Origin of the sequence: Acidithrix ferrooxidans (assembly GCF_000949295.1) — a bacterium.
In the GTDB taxonomy this organism is placed as follows: Bacteria; Actinomycetota; Acidimicrobiia; order Acidimicrobiales; family Acidimicrobiaceae; genus Acidithrix; species Acidithrix ferrooxidans.
Genome location: NZ_JXYS01000029.1, coordinates 75,849 through 101,058, shown reverse-complemented (window position 1 = coordinate 101,058; position 25,210 = coordinate 75,849). Strand labels below are relative to the sequence as shown.

Below are 25,210 nucleotides of genomic sequence, written 5' to 3'. Positions count from 1 at the left end.
ATCCAAGTGGTTCTCCGCTATCTATCTATTGTCCAACGACAAGCGTGGTCTTTCGGCTACTACCATTGCTAAATTCGTTCAAGTATCTTATTCGACTGGCTGGTTGATGCTAAATAAGCTACGAAAAGCAATGGCTGACCGAAATGGTTTATATAAACTTGGAGGAAACGTCCAGGTAGATGAGTTCTTTTTAGGTGGTGAGAGCCATGGCGAAGGCAGAAGAGGAAAGGGAACAAAACAAACCAATGTCCTAATTGGAGTGTCGATTAGCAATGGTGCTCCTACTCATTGCTTCATGGAAGTAATCAAAGATACCACTGCTAAATCACCCAAAGATGTTTTTGTGAGACGTTTAGATTCTAATACCAAGCTGATAAGTGATGGTAACCCAAGTTACGGGGTATGTGCTCGAGACCTTGGACTAGCGCATTCGATCACTCTATCCAAAGACGAACAAGCACATGTAACATTCAAATGGCTCAAGATCCTAAATTGGGAACTGCAAGAAATTTATCGACGGAACATACCACGGACGTGAGGAACATAAGCAACTTATGCCTCGAGGAATTCGCATACCGATTCAACGCAAGGCACTTTGAAATGTCCTTGGTAGAGCGACTTCTCAATACATGTGTGTTTGCGTCTCCCCATCCGCTACTCCGCGAATCTGACTCCAAAATGGCTCTTGCTTACGAAACTTGATAAGTATGAATAGTTTTCGCCAATGCTGGTGGCTCGGCTAGGCGTTAGGTCTTAGACTTTTTGCATTGCGGGTTATCGTGGAGGATTTGCTAGCAAAGTTGTGAATTGACCAAACGCCTAGCTGATCTCGACTACCTGGCGGTTATAGGTTTTACTTGATCAGATCGATGGTTCCGGCCACTTTTGAGCAGAGGGCAATGGTCTGTGGAATGGATGATTGATAGTTGCATAAAAATAGCTCGGCCAGCAGGTTAAAGACAGAACGACTTACCTTTTTCGTTACTGCATTGGGCACCTATATGGCTTCGTTGGATCTCTCGATCGTAAATATCGCATTTCCTTCGATCGAACAATCATTTCCACATGATTCAAGGGCAGCCCTATCCTGGGTGGTTAGCGGCTACACGATAATCTTTGGAGCGCTGCTGGTTAGCGCTGGTAGATACGGTGATCGATCGGGACGCAGGAGGACCTTCTATCTCGGACTCGTTATCTTTTCCTTAGGATCGGCGCTATGTGCGCTTGCTCCTTCGGTGGTTACTGTAATCCTGGGAAGGGTCGTACAGGGTCTCGGGGCGGCGGCATTGCTTCCAGCGTCTTTGGGTCTGCTTCTAGGTGCATTCTCACCCGAGCGGCGTTCGCAGGTGGTTACACTTTGGGCTGGAATTGGTGCATTGGCGGTCGCTACCGGTCCTACTCTTGGGGCTGGATTGATCTCTCTTGGTGGATGGCGATTGGTCTTTGTGGTAAATATTCCAATCGCGATAGTCGCACTTGTTCTTGGTAGGCGATGCTTGGTTGAATCTGAGCGTTTGGTTTCGACAATTCGACCAGATTATTTCGGTGTGGTTTTAGTGACAACATCAATTGCGAGTGTCGTCTTTGGAATATCCCAGGGTGCATCATGGGGGTGGACCTCTCGTTTTGTCCTATCGGCCTTTGCTCTTTCTTTGGTTAGTGGATACTGGTTTATTAGGCGGTCAATGAATCATCTACAACCCGTTGTAGATCTCAGTCTTTTTCGGATTCGTTCGTTCAGTGCAGCGAATGCGGCTACCTTTCTCTATGCGATGGCTTTTTTCGCGATGCTACTGGGCAATATCTTGTTCTTGACTAGCGTGTGGCATTTTTCTACATTGGACGCGGGGTTGTCTATTACACCTACTCCTATAGTCGTTGCCCTGGTTTCTGGCTTCGCAGGAAAGGTAGCCCGGCGATATGGGTTTCGTATAGTGATGATCTTTGGTTCTGTTATCTATGCGTGCGGCTTAGCTTCCTTTGGAATATTTGCCGGAGGAGTTCCTAACTACCTTTTTCATTGGTTGCCCTCGTCTTTAATTGTGGGAGTTGGAATAGGTTCGACCTTTCCCATCCTGAGCGCCGCTGCAGTCGCTGACCTTTCTCCTTCGGACTTCGGAGTTGGAAGCGCGTTGAATCAAACAGCTCGCCAGATTGGTGGGGCCGTGGGCGTTGCTATTTTGGTCGTAATCTTGGCGGGTTCGTCACGACGATCTGGGAATTTCGGTAATTTTCAAGATCTCTGGTGGTATGAGAGTGCAACGGCGATTGCATCTGGGGTCTTTGGATCGTTCTTATCGTCAAGGTCTAGGTCGCACTCCGACCTAAAGGCGAGCGCTGATTGAAGTTGAGACCAGCTGGATTGAGCTTTGTGACTTTGAACTGCGGTTGAATTGTTCTTGTAGGACTAGGTGGAGCCGGAGGTTTCTTGCGTGGGTCACCTTTTGGTAGATGGTTGTAGATCCAGGATCAGTTCCAAAAGAGATAAGCGAGCCTTCGATCTTGGTTTGGATGGATTTAGGCTTATGCCGGTTTTGGTACCAGTTTTGGCTAAACTAAGATCTTAGGGGCCAAGCGATGACGACCATAGCTTGGCGATAGATTTGATCGAATGTGGCTGGGGCTCGCTACTGCTACTCTCCAGCTGGGCACTCTTAAACGAAGTTTACTATAATGCCTATATGACGAGGTTAGTGCCTATTGGGGTGCCAGCACAGGAGCTTGGGGTACACCCCATGACGCTACGGAGATGACAAGCAGAAGGACGTATCGATCCTCCTATACGCACACAAGGAGGCAGAAGGCGTTATGACCTATCTAAGCTTCGTGCTATTACTCTCATAAAGCTCCATCCACCAGAGCTACCATCGCCTATGCCCGCGTGTCAACCAACGCTCAAAAAGACGACTTGGTTCGCCAGGTGGCTCTCCTAGAGAGCTATTGCGCCGCAAACGGGTGGAGCTATGAGATCATCTCCGATGTAGGGTCAGGACTCAACTACCATAAGCGTGGACTAAAAGTGCTTATCTCTTGGATTTGCTCCGGCGAGGTTGGGCGGCTGGTGCTCAGTCACAAGGACAGACTGCTTCGTTTTGGGTCAGAGCTTGTTTTCTCCCTTTGTGAGCATTTTGGAGTCGAAGTAATCATTATCAACGCTAGCGAGGATTCAACCTTTGAAGAAGATCTGACAAACGATGTCATTGAAATCGTAACCGTCTTCTCGGGCTGGCTATATGGATCGCGTAGCCATAAAAACAAAAAGGTTATGGAACGGCTTCAAGAGGTGGCCAAAGAGGTAACTCCATGATCCGATGTCCGAGCCTCACTCGATGGTTAGCATTATGAAGCGCACGGTACGTCTAGCCACGTTGCCACTGAACAAGAACAAGTATGACGAGACGCGCTCTGTGATTGGGCACTATAGCGACGCAAAGCGCGTCTTTGTAGCTCATCTGCGCCAGACTAGCCTATGGAGGCTGCTTGATAGAAGCAAAAGCTTTCGTGACTATGCAAAGGCACAGGGCTTATACCCAGAGGGCATCAACGTCCATTTGGTAGACCAAGCTGCCTTTGACGCCGTGGATACCTGTATTCGCCACATCGAGTCCTGCTTTGTAAGAGCTAACGTCAAGGCAAGGGTGTGGAGACGCTTCACAGACGAAGATGAGAGGCATTATGCCTATGCTTGTCTAACGAGATACTCGGCTATTGGCCAAATCATGGGTGGCGGCGTGCCAGAGATCTCCACTGTGACTACCTCCCCCGAAACGGGTACAAAGATAGCCTCGTACTTACATCGCGTCATTCGAGATGCACTCGATGGTAGCTGGCCAACTGTTATCAAGTCTCACTCTATGTCTTTGGACTCTACCTTGTATTCAGTGGTCGACAACGACACAGCTAAAGGCAAGACCAGACGCTATGTCAAAGTTGTCAGCTCAACTCGCAACAAACGCATCTCGCTACCCCTGTCCGGCATTTCTCGTGTGTCGGGGAATGTCAGGGTCGTACTTGATGAAGAGAACAAGCGGGCCTTCATTCACGTTAGCTACGACGTTGCAGCTCTAGCCAAGGCCACCGGCCCCGCTGTATCGCTCGACTGGGGAGTCACCGAGGTCTGCACTGATGACTCGGGAGTTCATCATGGCGACGAGTATGGCCGAGCGCTTAGGTCTATGACTAAGCGCAGGCATAAGACCGGCAAGGCAAGGAACAAACTTCACGCTCTATCAAAGAGAGATGCTGGCTCCAGAAGAACCAAGCACATCTCACGAAATAACCTAGGGACCAAGAAACAAAAAGCTCGACTCAGGCGTGCAAAGGCACAACTACAGACAATTTCGGGCGCTGCAATCAAAGAAGTGGTCTACGGAGAGGGCAATCGCACCAGAGCTAATGGACGAGCTCCCCAACATCCATCACAACGGCCAAAAGAAATCATCACCGAAGATCTGTCTCACCTAGGGGGTAAGGCTAAGTCTAAGAAGATATCTCGACTCTGCTCATCGTGGGCAAGGGACGAGAACCAAGAACGCATTATGGTACATGCGCATGTCGGAGGTTCCGGCATTAAAACGGTCAACGCGGCCTACACCAGCCAAACATGTCCTAATCCAACGTGTGGGCATGTCTCTTTCGACAACCGAAGCGGGGATGTGTTTCACTGTCGTAACCCTTATTGGGATTGCAATTGGCAGGGCGATGCAGATCACGTAGCCTCCATGAACATCAAATCAAGGATCCAAGATCACCAGATCGACCGGTTCACTCCCTACACGGAAGTGAGAAAGATTCTTGACGCGAGGTTCCTACGCTAAATGGAAAGCCGGAACATCCTCGAAGATGCCAAGGATAGCGCTCACGGCAGGACTCCAAGGATACCACGACAACGCGAGTTGGACGTGGGAGGTGTGCAACCACCGACTCGCCCTAGTTCTGCCCCCGTGGATGGGGCAGAACACGCAAAGGCGTCTGGAGAGCGAAAACAAAAGAGGTGCATATGAATGTATATGTATTTCGGAGCGGATACGAATGATTGCCATATTGGCTATAGAAATGGAATAAATCTTGGCAAACTAATGCAACCAATGCCAGTCACAAAGATCGTGATGTAGGTGGCGATAACGGGTCCACCGATGGCCTTTAGTACTATGGAGGCCACTGGTCCCCACGATATTGCGAGCATTGGTATTATCCATTGTGGAAGTATGAAGAAGACGAAGGCGTTGAAGAAGCTTATTGCAATTAGCCTCCAGCCAATCGCTTCAATCACATGTCTTCGCTTAGCTGCAATGATAAATGCGAATCCAAGCAGCAGTCCCGCGCCAACAAAGGCATCACGCTCGACTCGAGGAAGTGCTCGTTTTATAATTCCAAGATTCGGAAGGGAGGTGCCAGGTATGTTGATTACTAGAGGAGTCTTTTGTACCAGAGACGCTAGGGATGGGTCAATCGGTTGGAGAGACGATGCTAGGGTGTTTTGAAATGTCGGACCTCCTATGGTGATGGGGCCAAGTGAGGCGCCATTCAAGTGCGACTGAGCCTCCGATAGCGCATTTGCAAATATGTTTTGGACGGAGGCATTTTCGAAGGTCTTTTGGAGTGCAAGATTTACCTCGTTTGCACTTTGTGGCGATGTCGTTCCCAATGTATTGGTTATTGATGAAGTGATTGCATTGGAGATGTCGGCTCTAACCGCGGAACTTGCCATAATTGTCTTTGCAGAATTCGCGAGAGTACCCTGTTGGAAGATGCTCTGCGTTGCCAGAAAGCTGAAGATGCCCACAAGGGCAAAGACCATACCAATATTCATAGCGATCCAGGCAACAGCGTCTCGTGCTTGTTTCATTGAATCTAAACCTCGTGTCGCTGTTAGATATAGGTCACATCTAGTTAACGGTTAAATATCGCAACCGGAACGAATTAATATTACAGTTTCTATCAATATAAGATATTTCGGCTCGTTTAAGCCCCCGAATAAATAGTTTTTTAGAAGCTGCGATGGCTAAATGGTCGATCGATAGTACATATTTGCCACTTTGTGGTTGACTCTCTCAAGATAAAGTTCGAGGTCTCCCTGTAAAGTTCGATGGATCTAAATTTTTTACGAACCAAAAGCCCTTGTATGCCATAGCGCCGATGACTATCTAGAGTCGCTTTGAAAGCTAAAATCTGTTGGCGCATTTTCAACGCGGTGCAGGTGTCCAATCCAAAGCATTCTCGCTTAAATTACCCAAGGAACCAAGATGCATCTGCAGCCGACAGCCACAAATCCCGGGATAGTCCAAAGCGTGGAACTTACTGAAATCTTGTGGCTGTGGCCGTCTTCGTGAACTATTTAGAGATTTTGGAGTATTTCATTTTCGACGATTAACTTATGCTGTCGATAAGTTTTCGTGCTATGACCTTCAAAGAGAGGGTTTCGTCGGCACCTTCAAAGATTGAAAGGACTCGTGCGTCTAGAAAAAGGCGACTTACGGGGAACTCTTCGGCGTAGCCCATGCCACCGTGTATCTGCATTGCCTCACGAGTTACCCATTCTGCGGCTCGACATACATAGGCCTTTACCATAGATGCCTCTAGAGCCCCTTCGCCTTTGGCCATCAAAATACAGACTTGATAGGCGAGTTGGCGCGATGCTTGGATGATCGCCGCCATCTTTCCTAGCTTGTATTGGCTTAGCTGGTAGTCAATTATCGGTGCCCCAAAGACCTTTCTATTTTGTGCGTAGACGACGGCACTTTCATATGCTGCCTGCATGATTCCCACTGCTCGTGCTGCGGTTTGAATTCTTCCGTTTTCAAAGCCTTCCATCTGGTAGTAGAAACCTCTTCCAAGGCCGGAATCTTCTCCAACTAGGTTTTCGTTGGCCACGAACCAGTTTTCGATGGCAATTTCATACGAGTGCATGCCTCGATAACCTATAGTGTCGATTGGCCTGCCTTCCATTTTGGCAGGTGCTCCATCGGCGCTAGCTTGCTCAAAGAGAAATCCGCCTGAATCTCCGTGGGGCTTGGGAACAATAAAGAGGGAGAGGCCACGATGAGCCTTTGAGCGATCCGGGTCTGTTCTGGCAAGGACCATCAATACGTCGGCTCGAGCTCCAAAGGTACACCAGGTCTTTACTCCGTTCAAGAGCCAACCACCTTCAGTGCGAACCGCGCTCGTAGTTAATCCAGCCACATCTGAACCATAGTCTGGCTCGGTGACAGCTACGGCGGCCATTATCTCTCCTGAGGCTAGTTTCGGGAGCCAGTACTCTTTTTGGGCTTGTGTCCCTCCTCTAAGGAGTGCCCGAGCTAGTATCTCAGGTCGGGTGATCAATGATCCACCAGACGCAAGAGAGCAACGTGAGAGTTCTTCGGTGGCTATTACCATAGCAAGATAGTCGTTCTCGTTGCCGGTGGAGAAGCCTCCATATTCCTCGGGAATTGAAAGGCCAAAGGCTCCCATCTCGCCTAGGCCCGAAATTATAGATTCGGGTACGTCAAGATTTTTACGATGAATCTCATCGGCAAGCGGTGCGATTTGGTCTTGGGCGAATTTGCGAAATGTATCTCTTACCAGCTCGAAGTCAACGTCTAGGTGTGTTGGTCCCATCTGATTTGCAAGGCTGCTTACGTAATTTGGATCGCGGAAACGACGGACAAAATCGTGCAGGGTCTCCAATTGATTTTCATTTATACCCCAGAGTGACTCTCGGCCAAAGGCTCGCGATACCAGATCTCCAGCTACTTCTGCGATAAAGGCACACGCTAGGCGTGCCTCGATCGCACCGTTAGCACCATAGGTGATCATTGCCTTTGCCGCCTCAACTCCAGATGCCGCATGCGCGAGATCGTAAGCTACCACTTGGTTGGCGTCTATTCCAGAGTTTTTCATTTCGACAATTGCGCTAGCGACAATTTTTTTCGCTGTTTCAACGGCACTGGCCGCTAACTGCATATCAGGTTCGTACATGAAAGGAGATTTTAGCCTATTTCGCCACTATTTTTGAATTGCCAAATAGCAAAAATTATTCATTTTCTCAAGATAGGGATTATTCATCTAGCCATCTTTGCTTTCTCGGGTATCGATTGCGTAGCTCGCGACTTCACTCGTTATTTTGAGATCCATCGCTACGTCGCAAGGGCCATTTCTGCGATCAAAGATTCAGCTGCCTAAATGGAGCAGCCAAGGCGTATTTGGCAATTTCGACTACGGAAGAAGTCTATACAAATTAGTTTTTCCCTCAATGGTTATCACTATTTTGCTTTCATGGTGCCCAGTGCTCTTTTCTGGCGCACTATTTCCGTTTGGGCTAACGATTAACTCGTCCTACTACTGTCACCACTGGTGGAAGCACGATCTGTTCATCTAGTACTTCAGTGTCCGTAAGGGCCTCGAGGTATGACGATACTGCTCCTGGGCCAATTCCCACTGGAGCTTCAATCCATGCGTCTTTTACTTCGAGATCTTGGTCTATGAGAAGTTCAAGGAGAGATGCCCCAATATCGGGGTCTACCACAAAATCACTGTCCATACTTAGAGGTAAGCGACCTACTCGTCCGCAGCTCGTGATCGGTTCTTGGAGAATCACCCAACCTCCTTTTTTAGTCGCTTTGATCATTCGAGATATGACTATCTTTGGCTCTGGCACCGCCAACAAGAGAAATCGGCAGTAGGCTAAATCGACTTGTTCGGGCAACGTTAATTCCTGGGCGGCTTGAGTTAGCGCGATCACTTGAGAGAATTGTGCCGCATGGGTTGCGATCTCATTTCGACGGACTGGATCGATATCAACTGCGTAGATACGCCCATTTTGTCCGCAAAGTTCTGCCAGAGCAATTGAGACTTCACCACCGCCAGCTCCTACGTCTACGCAGGAAAATCCTGTCATATCGCGCAGGTGTTGGAGTGCTCGAAGGAGCGGGCTTTTATAAAGATCGTCGCGAAGTTGATATGGAATGGCAAATGTCACGCTAAAGACACTAGCGTATCTGACGTGAATGCTACATTACTTTTATGCGACTCCGCTGTGGTCTCTGAGGCCAAGCTATTTATCCTCGGTGGCGGCTGGAGCCTTGTTGGCCCCGGACCGACCCCAATGGCAATTGCTCTAAAGATTGACGTCGACTTTAACGCCGTCGACGACGAGCATCATTGGGAGCTATTTCTCGAAGAGCAAAATGGCGACCCCATTATCTTTGAGACTCCGGATGGCCCGCGTCCAATTGAAGTTAGAGGTGACTTTCGTGTTGGCAGACCAGAGGAGATGCCTGCTGAAGCGGCAATTCCAGTCAATATTGCCATCAACTTGGGCCCCCTTCCCCTCGAGCCAGGTAAGTCATTTGTTTGGAGACTGACAGTTAATGGCTATAGCGATCCAAGCTGGAGTGCTTTTTTTGCCACACGAGCAATGCCTGACTTCACAATGATGGAAGGCAATCAGTGACAACCTACGATCGTCCGTTCGGGCGCTATTTTGAAGATTTTGTCCCTGGTGACATATTGAAACATTGGCCAGGAAAGACGATCACAGAGGCGGACGACCACCTTTTTTGTATGATCACTATGAATCATCATCCACTTCACACCAATTTATATTTTGCTGAGCACGAAAGCGTTCAGGGAAGAAATGTTGTGGTGGGGAATTTGGTCTATTCTCTGATTCTGGGTATGTCTGTACCTGATGTTTCAGGCGCCGCGATTGCGAACCTAGAGATCGAATCGTTGATCCATAGAAATCCCACATTCCATGGAGATACGATCTATGCCGAAACCCGCGTACTTGAGTTGATTGAATCTAAGTCCAAACCAGATAGGGGTATCGTTGTGGTTGAAACCAAGGGAATCAATCAAAATGGCCTTGAAGTGTGCTATTTCCGGCGACGAGTAATGGTTTGGAAGACAGAGTTTGCTCCAGCGCGACAGCGCCCCTATGCCGGCGAAATTTGGGATTGACCTTAATCGGCATAATTCACTAGAAACTTTAGCAAAATATCACTAAAAGTGATAAATCTTTGATATAATGGCTTCATAAGCTTTTTTCCTACCATGAGTGGTAGGAAAGGGTGGTTACCAAATCAGGGGATAAGATGACGTTAAAGTTTCGAACGAGGGCCGCGATTGCGAGCAGTGTTTCTGTTGCAGGTGCACTGCTCGCTACTCTCATAGTGACAACCCATATTCCCAGTGGTGGTCATGGAACACTTGCCTCGGGTAACTTCTCAAGTCTCGTTTCATCAAATGATCGTCCAACGACGACTGTAGTTCAACCTATACTTAGTTCTAGTACAACTCAAGTTGCGTCGTCTCAATCTCCAATTTCCACACCCGCCACAATTTCCACACCCGCCACAATTTCTAATACAACTTCTGCTCCTGCTTTGTCACCGAGCCAAACTCCTTCTCCATCTACGACAGGACAATCAAACTCTTTGGTTGTTTCTTCATCTCAAACCGCTCCTGTCGTCTACAACTGCACATCTAGCTCGTCTTTAGATTCCCCAGTCTTGACTCAAGTTCAAAACCCAAGCTCAACTATCTACAATGCGAACCTGGAGATTTTAGTAAAGGGTCAAAATTTGGCGCCCGTTACTCAGATCCTGCTCTGTCCTTTAGCGGGCGAGGCGATCGGGCCGGTATCTATTTCTACCTCAGATGTGAGCGGTAACTCGACCCAATTGAATATCTATCTTGGCTCGGCTGTTGTAAGTGGTGCTTCTTATGATGTTCGGATCGCCTCGGGAAACGGAATTAGCGCGATATCGAATACCGATCGTCTTTATAGCGCTGCGAACCCGTCGTCTGGATTACTGGCTCAGTAAGCTTTACAGATTTATAACAAAGTTTCCATTTTCACCTCCTGCAAAAGATAAAAATGGCCTAGGCGTCGACAGAAGTAATTCGGTCGACGCCTTTGTTTATCCCCATAGACATCGATTATTCCTCATCCTTTGAGAGCTTTAGGGTCGATTTATACGCACTTTGTTTTGTGTTTTTCTTGAAGTGGATGGCTGAGTTCCACTGTGGTAGTCTTGTAGTTTAATATTCAAGCACATAAAAGATAATCGTATTTTTGGCTAAACCCGCGCCTTGAATTGTTCGAAAATAAGCACAGCGTCTTAGCCAATGATTAATAAGCCGTTAGTCGTTTCTCAAAAAAGAGAGTTTAATATGATCGATTCGAGATCGTGGCATAAAGGTAGGTTTTCTATCGTCATCTCGATTGTTGCGCTAACCCTTTTTTGCCTAGATATTGTCCTAAGCGGAGGCAATCTCTTTGCTAATGCATTTTCGGTTCATATGGTCCGAACAACAACTCTTTTTGGCTTGTATCTAGCCACAGAATCCTTCTCGGTGCTTAGGAGATCAGATAATAAGCAAAGACCTTCCGAGGTCTATTCATGGACTTTTTTGTTCGCTTTGATTTTGGTTAATCCATCGCCTCTATTTGTTATGGGGATTGCAATTGCCAAGGTGTTTATTGAGCTGATCGCAAGGCGATCTGTTGGGACAGCTATATTTTCAGGTGCGTCACTCATGATCTCACTTAGCTTTGGAGAACTGATCCTACTAGTTTTTCGCGTGATTCCAGAGGCGGTACCTAGCCTGGCCCTTGATAGGGTGGATCTTTTCACGGTTGTCTTTGCCGGTTTGTTTATCGCGGTTTTTCATGGAGTGCTACGTTCAATTTATTGGTCCAACTCCAGAGATTCATCATGGATATTGGGCCTCAGGAGTGAGACCTTCGACACTACCGTATACGACCTAGTTCTGATCATGCTAGGCGTTTTGGTAACGACATTTGTCTTGAGCGGGTTGGAATCTCTCCCATTGGCGGGAGTCATCGGTTTTGCTATATCCATTGGAGCATCTCTTTCGATTGAAGCTAAGAGAAGTAGAGGTCTGGATTCGCTTACGAATCTTCCCAATCGATGGGCATTTGAGCGTCAAATCGAACGTTATGTTCTTGAAGCGTCTCGTCGTCATGGTCGATTTGGCGTTTTGTTGATTGATCTAGATGATTTTGGTGAGTTGAATGACAAATTGGGAAGTGCCGCAGGAGATGCAACGCTAAGAGCAATGGCAGGCCGACTGATGGCACCAAGAGACCGAGCGATTTAGTTTCAAGATTGAGTGATGACACATTTGGCTTTTTGGCTTTTGAGATTAAATCCGACGGTGACATTAAAGCAGTAGCGGAAAGGCTTAGGGCTCTAATATCTTTGGATCTGGATGTTGATGGCTTTCCGGTTGTATTGCGAGGTACGATTGGTGCCGCAATCTTTCCAGATAACGCTGGTACGGCATTTGAGTTACTTCGGATGGCCGATGTGGCACTTTATAGGGCGAAGCAGTCCAATAGCGGAGTGGGAATATATGCCGGCAATGGGGAGCGCTTCAATGGAGGTAGATTCTCGTTACTCGCAGATCTATCGGCTGCCATAGGCTCCGACCAACTCCATCTGGTTTATCAACCTAAAGTTGATCTAGCGACGGATCGTGTGACGGGGGTCGAGGCCCTTCTTCGTTGGGATCATCCTAAGTTGGGATCAATTTCGCCATCTCAATTTATGCCATTTGCAGAACAGACCGAATTGATGATACCTCTTACCAAGTGGGTGTTGGAGTCGGCGCTGAACCAGTGTTCACGTTGGCATGCAGCGGGATTGAGGATTGGGGTTTCGGTAAATGGGTCTGCTAGAAATCTCCATGATTTTGAATTTCCCGCAGTGGTTGACTCTGCCCTGCGGCGATTTGGAGTGAGTCCGCAGTGGCTGGAGATCGAGATCACTGAGAGTTCCGTAATGGCGGATCCAGGCAGATCTAAAGCCATTTTAGAGAATCTCCGAAATTTGGGCGTAGCGGTTTCAGTAGACGACTTTGGCACTGGCTATTCGTCATTTACGTATTTGAAGAATTTGCCAATTTCAAGTGTAAAGATAGATTCGTCTTTCGTGACCTCAATGAATGTCGATGAGAGCGGACATGCGATCGTGCGAGCCATAATCGACTTGGCTAGAAATTTGAGTTTGACTACTGTAGCAGAGGGTGTTGAGACCTTTGACGTTATGGATTCACTTCGCGGGTTAGGTTGCTCTATGGCGCAAGGGTTTTACATCTCAAAGCCCGCTATTGCGAGCGAGATTACTAGCTGGATAGCGCTTGACGGGGCGAATCGAAAGGCATCTAGTCATCTTTTAGAGTAGCTTTGATTTTTGGCGAAATTCCTAAGGGGCTAGCCGATCAAAGACGTTAGCGTTCTTGGTGGATAGCTTTGCACAAAGCCGATAAATTATTGCCTGGTGGCTCCGCGAAGCATTCTCGGCTAGTTATATTTGGCTACTAACAAGCGCTTTTAGTCGTTTCCACATTTTTACTGCTGTTTTTTGGCCCATCGTCCGCATTGTATTTATTCTGTCAAATGTGCCCACACGTAAGTAGCGAGACAGCAGGCGGATCAATCTTTCCTTTTTTGCTTGTCTTGCCTTGGGTTTTAGCGGTGTGATCTTTGTTTTGGGATTAGAAACCTTGTGGCCGTTAGCTTTTGAAAGCTGCTATTGGTAGGATGTACGACTTTAAAGTGCGGCTGTATTAATGCCGATTTATGGTTGTGCATCCTGAAGTGTTAGATGGTTTATTGCGGATCTTGGTTTCCCGGAAGGGTTCCGATCTGCACGTTAAGGTCGGCGTTCCTCCGAGAATTCGAGTCAAGGGACTGTTGAGCGAGATTGGGGGAATACCCCCGGCAACTGCAGTTTTGGTCCAAGAACTGGTTCGCAAATCGATACCTGCAGAGATGTGGGATGAGTTCTTGCATTCAAAGCAGGCCGATTATGCCTACCAATCACATGATGGTAACCGATTTAGGGTGAATGCATTCTTTCAACGAGGGAATATCTCTATCGCGTTTCGCTTGGTCGCCTCTTCACCGGCATCGATCGAAGAGTTGTATCTACCGGAGGTGGTATCTGCGCTTGCCAATGAGAGAAGAGGCCTGATTTTAGTGACTGGACCGACCGGTTCAGGGAAGTCGTCTACCTTAGCGGCGATGGTTCAAAGGATTAATGAGACTCGAAGTGCTCATATAATCACAATCGAAGATCCAATAGAGACCTTGCATAGCGACATCTGCTCTTTGATAAATCAACGCGAAGTTGGATTTGACGTCACTACATTTCTAGACGCGATAAGGGCGGCTATGCGTGAGGACCCAGATGTTATCTTGATCGGAGAAATGCGTGACGAAGAGACGGTTCGCGCCGCGATTTCGGCGGCAGAGACGGGTCATTTGGTGCTTTCAACGCTCCACACTTTAAATGCAAAGGAGACAGTTTCTAGAATTATTGACTTCTTTCCCTCTCATCAACATCAACAGATTAGATCCTCGTTGGCTGGATCTTTGCGAGGAGTAATCTGTCAACGATTGGTTCGAGTTAACGATTCATCGTTGCGTCCAGTTTTGGAGGTTATGGTCGCAAATGGACGAATAATCCAGTGTATTCTCGAGCCCTCCAAAGGTTCGGAGATACCTGTGATTATCAAAGAGGGGGAGTACTATGGAATGCGAACATTTGAAAGGTCTCTTTTTGAACTGATCGAGAGTGGGCTTATCTCCTCCAGCGAGGCGATGCTTTCAGCGACTTCTCCACAAGATCTTCAGGTTATGTTGCAGCGAAGCGGCTTGGTTTGAGTGGACCCGGACGATTTTGGCTTCATTTAGAGGCGGCCTAAGAGGTGATTGATGTCTCAAATCGTTTGTCTTGGGAATCTTTGGGGTAGTTTGTAAAACCAGTGGCAATAAAAGTTAAATTTTACGGAACTCGCGGTTCGACGCCAAAAGCTGGGGATGATTTCGCAACTTTTGGAGGCGACACCTCTACGGTAGTCCTTTTTGGAGCGGGAGTTCCAGTAATTTTGGATTTAGGAACAGGACTCAGCAATTTTGCACAGGAGTTAGATCCACTTAGTAGCTTCGGCGCCTACGTCCTATTGAGTCACTTTCATTTTGATCACATTCAAGGGCTTGGCTTTTTTGTTCCGTTGGATCAACCCGGAGCATGGCTCGAAGTGCACGGTCCCAATCTCGAATTCGATCCTCTCCGTGCCCTTTTTACTCCACCGTATTTCCCAGTCTCTCCCTATGACGATTTCGCCGGAGAGCTGAGATTTGTAGGCCATGAGCCAGGTTCGTTCTGGCTAGAGGGGTCTTTTGCTCGGATAACTTGTGGAGTGATTGCGCACTCTAATTTGGCATTTGGCTTTCGAATCGAGATGGGTTCGCACTCGATCGCTTACCTACCAGATCATCAGCAGCCCTATGGCGCCCAAGGCGTCGATAAAGTTGCCTTGGCCTTGGCCGACGATGTAGATCTTTTGATCCATGATGCGCAATACTCTCAGGATGAGTTTGAATCCAAGTCCACTTGGGGGCATTCCACCTTTGAATTTGCGATAGATTTCGCCAGGTCGGCCAATGTAAAGCGCTTAGCGATGTTTCACCACGATCCATCACACAACGATGAATATCTACGCGAGGTTCAGGAGCGCTATGGATTTGTCAACGGAAGTGGGAGCTTGAAAGAGGTCTTTGTCGCAAAGCAAGGTAAAGTGGTGGAGTTCGACTGACCAAGATCTAGAGGCCGAGCCACTAATATCGATCTTGAAGTTCGGGCTTTGCGTGTCGAAATAAGAGGTTCAATTAAAATGTCTCAGATAAATCCATCATCGACGATTGCTGACGTTATTGTCATCGAGCCAATCGCATTCGGCGATGACAGAGGTAAATTCACTGAAACTTACCGTCGATCTTGGTTTCCAATTGGGCGTGAAATGGTGCAAGGCTCGAGGTCGGATAAGATAGCCGACAGTCTTGTAGGTCTTCACTACCATTTGCACCAAGCTGATTACTGGTACGTTGTCACTGGCAGAGCCAAGGTGGTGCTGCACGACCTTAGAGTTGGATCACCGACCAATGGTGCTACATTGAATATCGAACTAGGGGAGGAGAACCCAGTTGGGCTCTATATCCCCCCTGGCGTAGCTCACGGATTTGCAGCAATCTCCGATATGGTCTTAACCTATCTAGTCGATAGTTATTACAACCCATCTGATGAGCTTGGCGTGGCCTATGATGATCCTGAGATTGCCGCAGATTGGGGCGTCTCTGAACCCGTGGTCTCGGAGCGTGATCGTAAAAATCCCTTAAGAGCAGCGATTCCTGAACATTTGCGACCCAGAGTTACTCTTAGGACCTAAGAAATAGTTTAATTCTGGAATTTAACGCTCAGAGTGGTGTTTTTCTACTGGTGTTGTGCTAATTTATATTTACTATGGTTAACGTAACCCGAACAATTCAAGAAGCAGGCCCATGGCTGTTTGTTCCGCCTACCGACGTCGACATCACCCACAAAAGATGGCGTCGGAGACGTTCGTTGATATGGTTGGGAATACTGGTTCCAGTTGCTCTTCTTAGCCTTGCTAGACTTGGCACCTATTTGTGGTTCGATAATCTGATTTCGTTCCCGTCGATACATATTGGCTCTTCGCCTTATCTGATCCCAGCGCTTTTGATAATTGTGCTTATCTTGGTAATGCTTCTGCCGACTTTGGCGCTTGGACGATCGCCTCACGTTCGGTTTGATCCTAGCGATATTAGCGTTGACTTTGGATCCGTCAAAGGCCTAGCTCCTGAGGTTGCGGAAATCAAAAAGACGCTTGAGCTCTTTATGTATCGGGATCGTTTTGGAAGCGAGATGGGTGGACAGGCTAGAAGGGGAGTCCTCTTCGAAGGCCCTCCGGGGACCGGAAAGACCATGATGGCAAAGGCTATGGCCAAAGAGGCCGGGGTGCCGTTTTTGTACGCATCTGCATCCTCATTTCAAGCAATGTATTATGGTCAGACGAACCGAAAGATTAGAGCCTACTTTAAGTCGTTGCGAACCTTGGCAACTCGCTATGGGGGCGCTATCGGCTTTATAGACGAGTTTGATGCAATTGGTGCTGCGCGCAGGGGATTGGGTTCCGGAAGTACCGAGGGAGTGACTGGCGTTGTCTCCGAACTTCTGGTTCAGATGCAGAGTTTCGAGATCCCAAGTCGTTTTGCTCGGTGGAGAGCAAGTATTGGTCGTGGCATACCTTTGTTGGCCCGGCGAAGCCCAAAGGCTACATATGTGCCTAACGTCTTGATGGTTGCCGCAACCAATAGGGCCTCTGATCTGGATCCAGCATTGGTTCGACCAGGTCGTTTTGACCGCATCATTAGTTTTGGACTCCCTTCTCGTTCTGAAAGAATGGAGTTGATTGACTTCTTTCTGACCAGTCGATCTCATGATTATGATTTGGATGTCGAGCTCAATCGCGAGCGAATTGCTGCTAAGACTTCGGGCTATTCTCCTGCGATGCTCGAGCGCCTCTTTGACGAAGCACTTGTGGTTGCAACTAGATATGGCATTTCTGTGATGCGCTACTCTCATATTGAAGAAGCTCTTCTCACCGTCTCGATTGGCATAGCTAGGGTCGAACCGTATCCAACTTCTCAAAGGGTTGCCATCGCCACCCATGAAGCTGGCCATGCCATTATGACCTGGGCATGTGGAAAGAATCGCACAGTTGAGATGGTTTCAATTCTAAAGAGAGGCCCAGCGCTTGGTGCGACCCTTCATGATGGAATAGAGGAGTCATTTGTTGAGACTAGAAGTGAACTTCATGCGATGATGAAGATATCTTTTGGTGGGATGGTCGCCGAGGAGGTACTGCTCGGCGAGTCTAGTTCTGGAGCTTCTGGAGATTTGATAAATGCAACTCAGATCGGTGCGAGATGCGTCGGCACATATGGAATGGAGGGCCTCTTTCTTTCGTTAGCGTCCACTGGGCGTCCCAACGACGACGTAGCTAATGTCGTCAACGATGCTAAGGCACGTGATCTGCTCGAGGACCTATTGGAGAAGATGTATGCCGAGACAGTTGCGATAATCAAAGTCCACAGGGACCTTGTCTCGAAAGTGGCAGACGAATTACTTTTGCATGAGGAGTTGACGAAAGAGCAGCTTTATGAGCTTTTGCCTCAAGGGGATGCTGAAGTGCTTGACCTGAGGGAAAGTTGAAGGAAGCCCCTGCAACTTGAAGATACTCCGTAAGATATTTGGTCAGTCCTACTAGAGTATTGTTTGTATACTCCCCTATTTGGGTCATGGACTAATTGACTGGAGTTGGAGTGAAACTACTACTACTACTACTCTTGATTGTTTTCGGAGTTGGCGGATTTTTGATGTCGTGGCTTGCGACGGCTTACTCGCGCGAAAGGCGATCAATCGCTCGTCACAATCAGGCTATGGGCGTTATGCATAAGATTTCTGGTGATGCACCTGGTGTCGCTGGGGTTATACCGGTCGAGGCGAATCCTCATATTAGAGTAGTAAAGCCCGGTGGTAACCATGAGGGTGATGATCTTGTAGTTAAAGCATCCAGTGACGCGGTACCCCCGCAAAATTTGCCTGCTGATTCCATAGAGAAAGTTCCTGATCCACCTTCACTCCCAGCTGCGAAGTCGGTTGGTTTTAGTGATGGTATCTCAGGAGACGAACCTAGCGTTTCGAGGCGCCTAGTTTCTGCTTCTAACAATTTCAAGAAAGAGCCGAATTTAGATGAGTTCAATCTCGATTCAACGGGTGAGTTCGCTCCTCGATTTGGCGCTCCACTTGTTTTTGATGAGACTGCTTCACTAGATCCATCTCTGTCTAACAAAAGCCTTGGTCGTTCACCCCGCTTTGGTTGGAATAGGCCACGAGGTTTGGGGAGGGGTTCTGCAACTCCAGTTTTAGCAGCGAGTTCGGTAGCTCTGGTTTTGATAGTTATTATAGGTTTTTTCGCCTTCTCTAAGTCCCCGGCGACAGTCAAGTCGAATATAGTCACAACCACCGTTCCGCCAGTACCTAAAAACAAGACCACAGCTTCAACCACCACCACGGTTCCGTCTTTTCTCGCGCCATCAAGCTCGAATTATTTGGGGGCCAGCTATCCAGCACCGACAGGTAGCTATAGCGTTGTTGTCTCAGTAACATCTGGTGCGTGCTGGGTTGCCCAGAGCACTGCGGCGGGCGCTGTGATATCTTGGGAAGCTGTCTTGCAGGCTGGCCAGAGCCGAACTATCTCAACAACCGGTCCTTTGTGGATCCGAGTGGGAAATTCCACAGTAGCTACGCTGTCGATAAATGGGGTACCGCTTCACTTTACATCGAAGCCTGGACCCTACAATTTCACATTTGTGCCAAGTCAAGGGTCGCAGATCTAAACTTTGTAGTAGCCCCTAGTGCTCACTTCGATTCGGTGGATAAGTTATTTTGCGTGTTTTGGCCAGTCGATAACCTGTCCAATTACAAGGTTATCCAAAAGGTCAAGTCCTTGAGTTTGCCGGAGTAGCCCAATTGGAATGCCTATCCAGTGGCCGATTCGCGCCTTTCTTTGCTTTGGGATCCTAAAATCTTTATTGCCTCAATGGCGCTATGGCTATGAATTGTACCAAGAGGAACTTTATTGGTATCTATTTGGGTTTAATTCACAGTCGATTTGGGATCTCTCTTGAGGTGGCTTTGGATGGCGAGCTTTCTCTATTGAACAAATGGACAATTGTGCCTAGTTGACTTTGTTATTTAGCTCTTCGATATCGTCGAAGAGGCATCCCAAGACAAATGCGTAGATTCGAGATTCCATCTCCCACTCGTTGAAACGCCCGGAAGTGCCAAAATGTCCCGCTGAGGTCTCTGTCCATAAAATCACCTTTGGATTGGTGGTTATTTCTCTTATCTTTGCGACCCATTTTGATGGTTCAACGTAGGAGACTCTTGGGTCTGTCAACCCAGAGGTGACTAAAAGCGGAGGATATTCGACTCCAGCTGCGACGTTATCATATGGAGAGTACGAGAGCATCTCTTTGTAAATTGTGTAGTCATCTAATGGATTTCCCCACTCTTCCCATTCGGGTATTGTAAGGGGTAGGCTTGGATTTGAAATAGTGGTGAGACAATCTACGAAGGGAACTTCTGCGATCACTCCTCCAAAGAGTGATGGATCTTGGTTTAGAGCCGCTCCTACCAGCATCCCGCCAGCACTGCCGCCCATGATCATAATCTTGCCTGGTTGGGTCCAACCCAGGTCTACTAGGCCTCGCGCGACATCGACGAAGTCGTTGAAAGTGTTATGCTTTTTAACGAGTTTTCCATCCAGGTACCATTGACGCCCTAACTCTCCGCCTCCTCTGATGTGGGCGATTGCAAAGATGGCTCCACGAGAACAGAGCGATAACCTAAGAGTTGAAAACCTCGGGTCGATGGAATGTTCATACGAGCCATACCCATAGAGAACGACCGGATTGTTGCCATCCTGTGAGATATCGCGGGGATATATCAAAGATACGCCAACTTCGACGCCATCTCGGGCTCGTATTCTTATTACTGCCGAAGAATAGTCGCTCGGATCAAAGCCTCCGAGGACCTTAGTTTGCTTGAGGAGTTTGATCTCTTTGGACTTTAGGTCTATTTCGAAAGTCGATCGTGGTGTCGTCATCGAGGTATAGCTATAACGCAGCGAGTTGGCGTCCATCTCGGGATTTGCACTCAACTCTAGCGTCGAAGCTTCGTCTTGAACTGGGATCTCAAATGAACTTTGATCCAAAAGATCCACAATTCTAATTCTGGCGAACCCATCTCGTCGTTCTTCGATTGCGAGATGATGGTCGAAGATCTCGATTGCTTCGATCTTTATATTGGGTTCAATGGGCAGTAGATCGCTCCAGTTTTCCAGTGACATCTGGCCTCTTGGACAGATTGAGATATGGAAGTTATCGTTTTTTAGATTTGAGAGGATGTAAATCTGATCGCCTATTGGCTCCACTGAGTACTCCAGGCCGTTAGTGCGCCTCTGGAATAGCTCTAGTTGTGCCTGTGGATCGCTCAGATCTAGGAAGTACGCCTCAGAAGATGTTGTTGAACTTGAGTCAACGATGAGAGTCTTGTTGTCTTTGGAGCGGCCTATTGAAACTCCGAACGACTGGTCATCATCTTTGTATAGTTCCATAGAACCCTGCTCTATATTGTTCAGATCAATGACGTTGACTTTGTATGGCCTAGTCGCGTCGTCGCTTTCGACCCAGAAGAGTCGTTTTGCTTGGATATCGAATTCCAAACCGTATGTGGCATTCTGAGTTGGAATGTGGATCGTCTTGCCCGTTGATAGATCCTTGATGTAGATCTCATAGTTTTCTGCTCCAGTGGTATCTATTCCATAGGCGATTAGGTTTTCGTCGTCAGAGAGGGCCGTTGATCCTAGCGAAAAAAATTCATGACCTTGGGCAAGTTCGTTCTCGTTGAGCACAACTTCTACATCTTGTTCTACGATTGTGGGTTCACCGTAACCTCTGTCTTTGTATCGAAAGTGAATCTCATACTGCGACTCTTTATCAGTGGCGCCGTAATACCAGAAATGTTTTCTTCGCTGAGGTACACCGTGATCTTCAAGCTCAATTCTCTCTAGAAATTCGGAGTAAACCTTCTCTCGCAGAGGTTCAAGATTTGACAGAACTGTGCGCGCGAAGGCATTTTCCTCGTCAATAAAGGTGCGTACAGAGGGATTTTCACTCTCGTTCATCCAGAAGTAGTTGTCGATACGGGGCTCACCAAGGCCCAGCAGGATGGATGGATTCTTGGGTGGTAGTTTAGGCGGGGTTAGTGATTTGAAGATCTTTGAAACTGCTGACACAGTTATGACCTTATAGGCGCTTTGATTTGTTTATACCGATTGCACTAAATTTATATTACGCTGGATTCGCAGGTGCCATTTCTAAGTGCTGGCCTTTTTTGGTTTCGGCGAGATCCTAGATAGAAATTTACCTTCGGCGATAGAGATTTCAGAAGGACGACTGCTTTAGCTGAAGCTAGTTTAGATATTTGAAATATTTTCTCCTATCTGTATAGGAGAAATTACTTAGATGGGCTAGTCTTAAAGTAATTCTTGAATGCGTTTGGTTTTCTTTTTTATTATTTTCAAGTGAGGTCCAATGAGTACTGTCGATCTAGATCTTGGTAAGTACAAGCTCGGTTGGTCCGACCGGGAAGACTATGTCTTCAAGCCAAAGAAGGGTATCAACTCTGAGATCGTCAAAGAGATGTCTTGGATGAAGAATGAGCCCGATTGGATGAAGGCCTTTCGGATGCGATCTTTGGCTAACTTCGAGCGCAAGCCGATGTTACAATGGTTTGCAGTAAATATGCCTGATATTGATTTCGATGATATCTATTACTACATAAAGCCAATCGAAAAGCAGGTATCTTCCTGGGATCAGTTACCAGAATCGGTCAAGGCAACTTACGAGAAGCTCGGGATACCAGAGGCAGAGCGAAAGTACTTAGCTGGAGTTACGGCTCAATATGAGTCTGAGGTCGTCTACCACCGAAACCGTGAGGACCTAGAAGAGATGGGTGTCATCTTTTGCGACATGGATACTGCAGTTAGGGAACATTCCGATCTTGTCCGACAGTATTTTGGCACAGTGATCCCACCAAATGACAATAAATTTGCTGCATTAAACTCAGCCGTCTGGTCTGGGGGCTCGTTTATCTATGTGCCTCCTGGCGTAGAGGTGGATATGCCACTTCAGGCATATTTCCGTATAAATGCTGAGAACATGGGGCAGTTCGAGAGAACCTTGATCATTGCAGACGAAGGTTCAAAGGTCCACTACATCGAAGGTTGCTCTGCGCCTGTTTATACTACGGATTCGCTTCACTCGGCTGTGGTCGAGTTAATCGCTAAGCCGGGAGCGCGGATCACCTATACAACGATTCAGAACTGGTCTTCGAACGTCTACAACTTGGTAACCAAGAGGGCAATTGCCGAGACGGAAGCACGCGTTGAATGGATCGATGGCAACATTGGTTCCAAGTTGACGATGAAGTATCCCGCGGTCTATCTTATGGGGCCTAAAGCACAAGGTGAGGTTCTGTCTGTCGCTTATGCAGGAGAGGGTCAGCACCAAGACGCAGGAGCCAAGATGGTTCATGCGGCTCCAGAGACTACATCTACCATCATCTCCAAGTCAATTTCAAAGGACGGTGGAAAGACCACCTATCGAGGATTGGTGCACGTAGATGAGGGAGCTAAGAGGTCTAAGAGCTTTGTTCGTTGTGACGCGCTTCTTTTGGATGATATCTCCGTCTCTGAAACTAAGCCATATATGGAAGTACAGGAGCAGAACGCGCAAATTGGCCACGAAGCGACAGTTTCTAAGATCGGTGACGATCAATTGTTTTACCTCATGAGTCGTGGCTTGAGCGAGTCTGCGGCTATGAGCTTGATTGTAAATGGCTTTATCGAACCAGTCACCAAGACGTTGCCAATGGAGTATGCCGTTGAATGGAGTCGTCTGATTGAATTGCAAATGGATGGTTCTATAGGCTAGTTCTGAAGTCTTATTGATCCTTTGAAGTGCCATCTCACGATGATTTCCTGTATATGAAAATGGGCCCGACGTTATAATCGGGTCCATTTTTATATTTGCATCTTGCCAACTTGGACCCTAGGAGCTCGTGGCGGAGATCTTATTTGGGCACCGAGTGAAAGATATTGCTCAGCCCCGAATCGTCGCCCAGAAGGCTTTGGACAGGGATTGAAAAGGGAACTGTCTGATTCGCCACCTTGAGACCTTTGGGGTAATTTGTCGGTCTGAATTACATTGAATAGTTGGAGTAGCCTTCTTATCGTGCGATTCGTAAAAGGATCAAAATTGCCTATAGCGAGTTTGGTGCCTTGCACTAATGGTCCTTGGGTAGTGGCCTGAATCAGGGGCGTGGGTTTGGCAACTACCATAGCTGTTTTATGCTAGCTACTTGAAAGCTTCAAGGATGGAACTGCCAAATTCATAGGCTGATTCTGCGTGCAAGGACGTATCCATTCCTTCGTTCTCTTGCTCTTGAGAAATTCTTAGGCCCATTGTCTTGTCGATAGTTTTTGCGATCAGCCATGTCATCGAAAACGAATAAAGCCCGCATGCCAGGACTGCTATCAACTGATGCAGGAGGAGCAATGCGCTGCCTCCGTAGAGTATGCCGTTGATTCCAGAGACGGCTGAGGTGCCAACAACTCCGATAAGTAACGTTCCGACTATTCCACCTACAAGGTGGACCCCGCCTACATCAAGTGCATCATCCACGCCGGCTTTGAACTTCAAAGTGATCGCATAGGCACAAACCAATCCGGCAATAAGTCCGATTGCGCTGGCACCGAAGATGTCAACAAAGCCACACGATGGAGTGATAGCTACGAGCCCTGCTACTGCACCCGAGACCGCGCCTAAGGTAGTAGACTTTCCTCCGCGAAGTCGCTCAAATACCAACCAACTCAACATTCCACATGCGCCTGCAGTATTGGTATTTATAAAGGCGTGGGCAGCTAATGTGTTGGCGGCTAGTGCCGAGCCAGCGTTGAATCCGAACCAACCGAACCATAGGATGCCACCACCCAAGAGGGCCAATGGCACGCTATGTGGAGCCATCGGTTTGTGTGGCCACCCTCGTCGTTTTCCTATAACAATTGCTAGAGCTACACCAGCGGCTCCTGAATTAATTTCAACGACATTTCCACCGGCGAAATCTTCTACTTTGAGCTTAAATAGCCAACCGTTGGGGGAAAATACCCAGTGCGCCACAGGCGCATAGACAAGGATTGACCAAAGAATTATAAAGACCACGAACGGTCCAAACGCCAGACGATCTGCAGAGGATCCAGTTATGATCGCCGGAGTTATGATTGCGAAAGACATTTGAAAAATGACAAAGACCAATGGAGGTATATGTTGAGTCAGCGGGCCAGAGTAACCCGGTACGGCTTGTGTTATGTGACCCAGCCCAAAGAAATGGAGAGTTCCAATCACTCCAAATCCGCCTAGGTCCACACCAAATGCCAATGAATAGGTTACAAAGACCCAAAGAACGCTAACTATGCCCATTACGACAAAGTTTTGCATGAGCATGGCTAGAACGTTTTTAGATCGAACCATGCCTCCGTAAAAGAATGCAAGGCCTGGAGTCATAAAGATGACCAATGCTCCAGCGATTAGGACCCATGCGGTATCTCCCGAATTGAAATTCATATCTCTCCCCTGATCGGCGACTGGTGATTTTCCGAGCGAAGGCGGCGCTTGCGCTTAGGAAAACTCCCGATTCGTGTCACAATA

At 47.7% G+C, this 25,210-nt stretch carries 19 protein-coding genes and 2 pseudogenes; 16 read left to right on the top strand and 5 right to left on the bottom strand.

The features are described from left to right. The 5 genes and pseudogenes from AXFE_RS06585 to AXFE_RS06565 form a co-directional block, all read left to right on the top strand. Positions 1-702 (top strand): annotated as a pseudogene (locus AXFE_RS06585) (IS1595 family transposase); the annotation flags it as partial. 224 nt (positions 703-926) lie between these two features. Continuing rightward, positions 927-2,345, top strand: a complete 1,419-nt coding sequence (locus AXFE_RS06580) for an MFS transporter (protein ID WP_052605097.1) — start codon at positions 927-929, stop codon at positions 2,343-2,345. A 336-nt stretch (positions 2,346-2,681) separates the two neighbouring features. Beyond that, positions 2,682-3,307: pseudogene (locus AXFE_RS06575) on the top strand (IS607 family transposase). Positions 3,308-3,341: 34 nt separating this feature from the next. Beyond that, positions 3,342-4,817 carry a zinc ribbon domain-containing protein gene (locus AXFE_RS06570; protein WP_160291753.1) on the top strand — a complete coding sequence of 492 codons (1,476 nt, stop codon included), beginning with the start codon at positions 3,342-3,344 and terminating at the stop codon, positions 4,815-4,817. Next, positions 4,818-5,003: a hypothetical protein gene (locus AXFE_RS06565; RefSeq protein WP_052605095.1), complete on the top strand. Its 186-nt coding sequence runs from the start codon at positions 4,818-4,820 to the stop codon at positions 5,001-5,003. It abuts the gene before it with no gap. 44 nt (positions 5,004-5,047) lie between these two features. On the opposite strand, the gene AXFE_RS06560 is transcribed toward AXFE_RS06565, so the two are convergent. The 3 genes from AXFE_RS06560 to AXFE_RS06550 all read right to left on the bottom strand — a co-directional run bounded on the left by AXFE_RS06560 (position 5,048) and on the right by AXFE_RS06550 (position 8,959). After that, positions 5,048-5,848 (bottom strand): hypothetical protein, encoded by an 801-nt coding sequence (locus AXFE_RS06560; RefSeq protein ID WP_052605094.1) that lies wholly within the window; start codon positions 5,846-5,848, stop codon positions 5,048-5,050. 521 nt (positions 5,849-6,369) lie between these two features. After that, positions 6,370-7,959, bottom strand: a complete 1,590-nt coding sequence (locus AXFE_RS06555; RefSeq protein WP_152625909.1) for an acyl-CoA dehydrogenase family protein — start codon at positions 7,957-7,959, stop codon at positions 6,370-6,372. 340 nt (positions 7,960-8,299) lie between these two features. Continuing rightward, a complete protein-coding gene (locus tag AXFE_RS06550; protein ID WP_052605093.1) occupies positions 8,300-8,959 on the bottom strand; it encodes a class I SAM-dependent methyltransferase in 660 nt (219 codons plus the stop codon). Positions 8,960-8,983: 24 nt separating this feature from the next. Between AXFE_RS06550 and AXFE_RS06545 the strand changes: the two genes are divergently transcribed. From AXFE_RS06545 to AXFE_RS06500, 10 genes are all read left to right on the top strand, one after another. Next, the gene (locus AXFE_RS06545; protein ID WP_152625908.1) at positions 8,984-9,433 is read left to right on the top strand and encodes a DUF6941 family protein; all 450 of its coding nucleotides are present in this window, start codon (positions 8,984-8,986) and stop codon (positions 9,431-9,433) included. Beyond that, complete coding sequence (locus AXFE_RS06540; RefSeq protein ID WP_052605091.1) at positions 9,430-9,942, top strand: MaoC family dehydratase; 513 nt, start codon at positions 9,430-9,432, stop codon at positions 9,940-9,942. Before AXFE_RS06545 ends, AXFE_RS06540 begins: the two co-directional genes overlap by 4 nt. A gap of 110 nt (positions 9,943-10,052) precedes the next feature. Beyond that, positions 10,053-10,808 carry a hypothetical protein gene (locus tag AXFE_RS06535; protein ID WP_052605090.1) on the top strand — a complete coding sequence of 252 codons (756 nt, stop codon included), beginning with the start codon at positions 10,053-10,055 and terminating at the stop codon, positions 10,806-10,808. A 349-nt stretch (positions 10,809-11,157) separates the two neighbouring features. Then, positions 11,158-12,108: a GGDEF domain-containing protein gene (locus AXFE_RS21020; protein ID WP_052605089.1), complete on the top strand. Its 951-nt coding sequence runs from the start codon at positions 11,158-11,160 to the stop codon at positions 12,106-12,108. A gap of 8 nt (positions 12,109-12,116) precedes the next feature. After that, positions 12,117-13,193, top strand: a complete 1,077-nt coding sequence (locus tag AXFE_RS06525) for a putative bifunctional diguanylate cyclase/phosphodiesterase (protein WP_052605088.1) — start codon at positions 12,117-12,119, stop codon at positions 13,191-13,193. 398 nt (positions 13,194-13,591) lie between these two features. Further along, the gene (locus AXFE_RS06520; protein ID WP_052605087.1) at positions 13,592-14,677 is read left to right on the top strand and encodes a type IV pilus twitching motility protein PilT; all 1,086 of its coding nucleotides are present in this window, start codon (positions 13,592-13,594) and stop codon (positions 14,675-14,677) included. A 101-nt stretch (positions 14,678-14,778) separates the two neighbouring features. Next, complete coding sequence (locus AXFE_RS06515) at positions 14,779-15,612, top strand: MBL fold metallo-hydrolase (protein ID WP_052605085.1); 834 nt, start codon at positions 14,779-14,781, stop codon at positions 15,610-15,612. 78 nt (positions 15,613-15,690) lie between these two features. Beyond that, the gene (locus tag AXFE_RS06510; RefSeq protein ID WP_082058538.1) at positions 15,691-16,242 is read left to right on the top strand and encodes a dTDP-4-dehydrorhamnose 3,5-epimerase family protein; all 552 of its coding nucleotides are present in this window, start codon (positions 15,691-15,693) and stop codon (positions 16,240-16,242) included. 74 nt (positions 16,243-16,316) lie between these two features. Further along, positions 16,317-18,089, top strand: coding sequence for an AAA family ATPase (locus AXFE_RS06505; protein ID WP_082058537.1), 1,773 nt, complete (start codon positions 16,317-16,319; stop codon positions 18,087-18,089). A 110-nt stretch (positions 18,090-18,199) separates the two neighbouring features. Beyond that, positions 18,200-19,276, top strand: a complete 1,077-nt coding sequence (locus AXFE_RS06500) for a DUF4115 domain-containing protein (RefSeq protein ID WP_052605083.1) — start codon at positions 18,200-18,202, stop codon at positions 19,274-19,276. Positions 19,277-19,617: 341 nt separating this feature from the next. Here the strand turns inward: AXFE_RS06500 and AXFE_RS06495 are convergent, their stop codons facing one another. Beyond that, positions 19,618-21,738 carry a S9 family peptidase gene (locus AXFE_RS06495; protein WP_052605082.1) on the bottom strand — a complete coding sequence of 707 codons (2,121 nt, stop codon included), beginning with the start codon at positions 21,736-21,738 and terminating at the stop codon, positions 19,618-19,620. Between the two features lie 298 nt (positions 21,739-22,036). Here AXFE_RS06495 and sufB point away from each other — a divergent pair, with 298 nt between their 5' ends. Next, positions 22,037-23,437, top strand: coding sequence for a Fe-S cluster assembly protein SufB (gene sufB, locus AXFE_RS06490; protein WP_052605081.1), 1,401 nt, complete (start codon positions 22,037-22,039; stop codon positions 23,435-23,437). A gap of 423 nt (positions 23,438-23,860) precedes the next feature. Here sufB and AXFE_RS06480 read toward each other — a convergent pair whose 3' ends face one another. Continuing rightward, positions 23,861-25,126: an ammonium transporter gene (locus tag AXFE_RS06480; protein WP_052605079.1), complete on the bottom strand. Its 1,266-nt coding sequence runs from the start codon at positions 25,124-25,126 to the stop codon at positions 23,861-23,863. Positions 25,127-25,210 lie beyond the last annotated feature (84 nt).

What these genes read in the sequence shown, in the direction of transcription:
- AXFE_RS06570 (WP_160291753.1), top strand. Translation starts at nt 3,342, where the DNA reads ATGAAGCGCACGGTACGTCTAGCCACGTTGCCACTGAACAAGAACAAG.
- AXFE_RS06565 (WP_052605095.1), top strand. Translation starts at nt 4,818, where the DNA reads ATGGAAAGCCGGAACATCCTCGAAGATGCCAAGGATAGCGCTCACGGC.
- AXFE_RS06560 (WP_052605094.1), bottom strand. Translation starts at nt 5,848, where the DNA reads ATGAAACAAGCACGAGACGCTGTTGCCTGGATCGCTATGAATATTGGT.
- AXFE_RS06555 (WP_152625909.1), bottom strand. Translation starts at nt 7,959, where the DNA reads ATGTACGAACCTGATATGCAGTTAGCGGCCAGTGCCGTTGAAACAGCG.
- AXFE_RS21020 (WP_052605089.1), top strand. Translation starts at nt 11,158, where the DNA reads ATGATCGATTCGAGATCGTGGCATAAAGGTAGGTTTTCTATCGTCATC.
- AXFE_RS06520 (WP_052605087.1), top strand. Translation starts at nt 13,592, where the DNA reads ATGGTTGTGCATCCTGAAGTGTTAGATGGTTTATTGCGGATCTTGGTT.
- AXFE_RS06510 (WP_082058538.1), top strand. Translation starts at nt 15,691, where the DNA reads ATGTCTCAGATAAATCCATCATCGACGATTGCTGACGTTATTGTCATC.
- AXFE_RS06505 (WP_082058537.1), top strand. Translation starts at nt 16,317, where the DNA reads ATGGTTAACGTAACCCGAACAATTCAAGAAGCAGGCCCATGGCTGTTT.
- sufB (WP_052605081.1), top strand. Translation starts at nt 22,037, where the DNA reads ATGAGTACTGTCGATCTAGATCTTGGTAAGTACAAGCTCGGTTGGTCC.
- AXFE_RS06480 (WP_052605079.1), bottom strand. Translation starts at nt 25,126, where the DNA reads ATGAATTTCAATTCGGGAGATACCGCATGGGTCCTAATCGCTGGAGCA.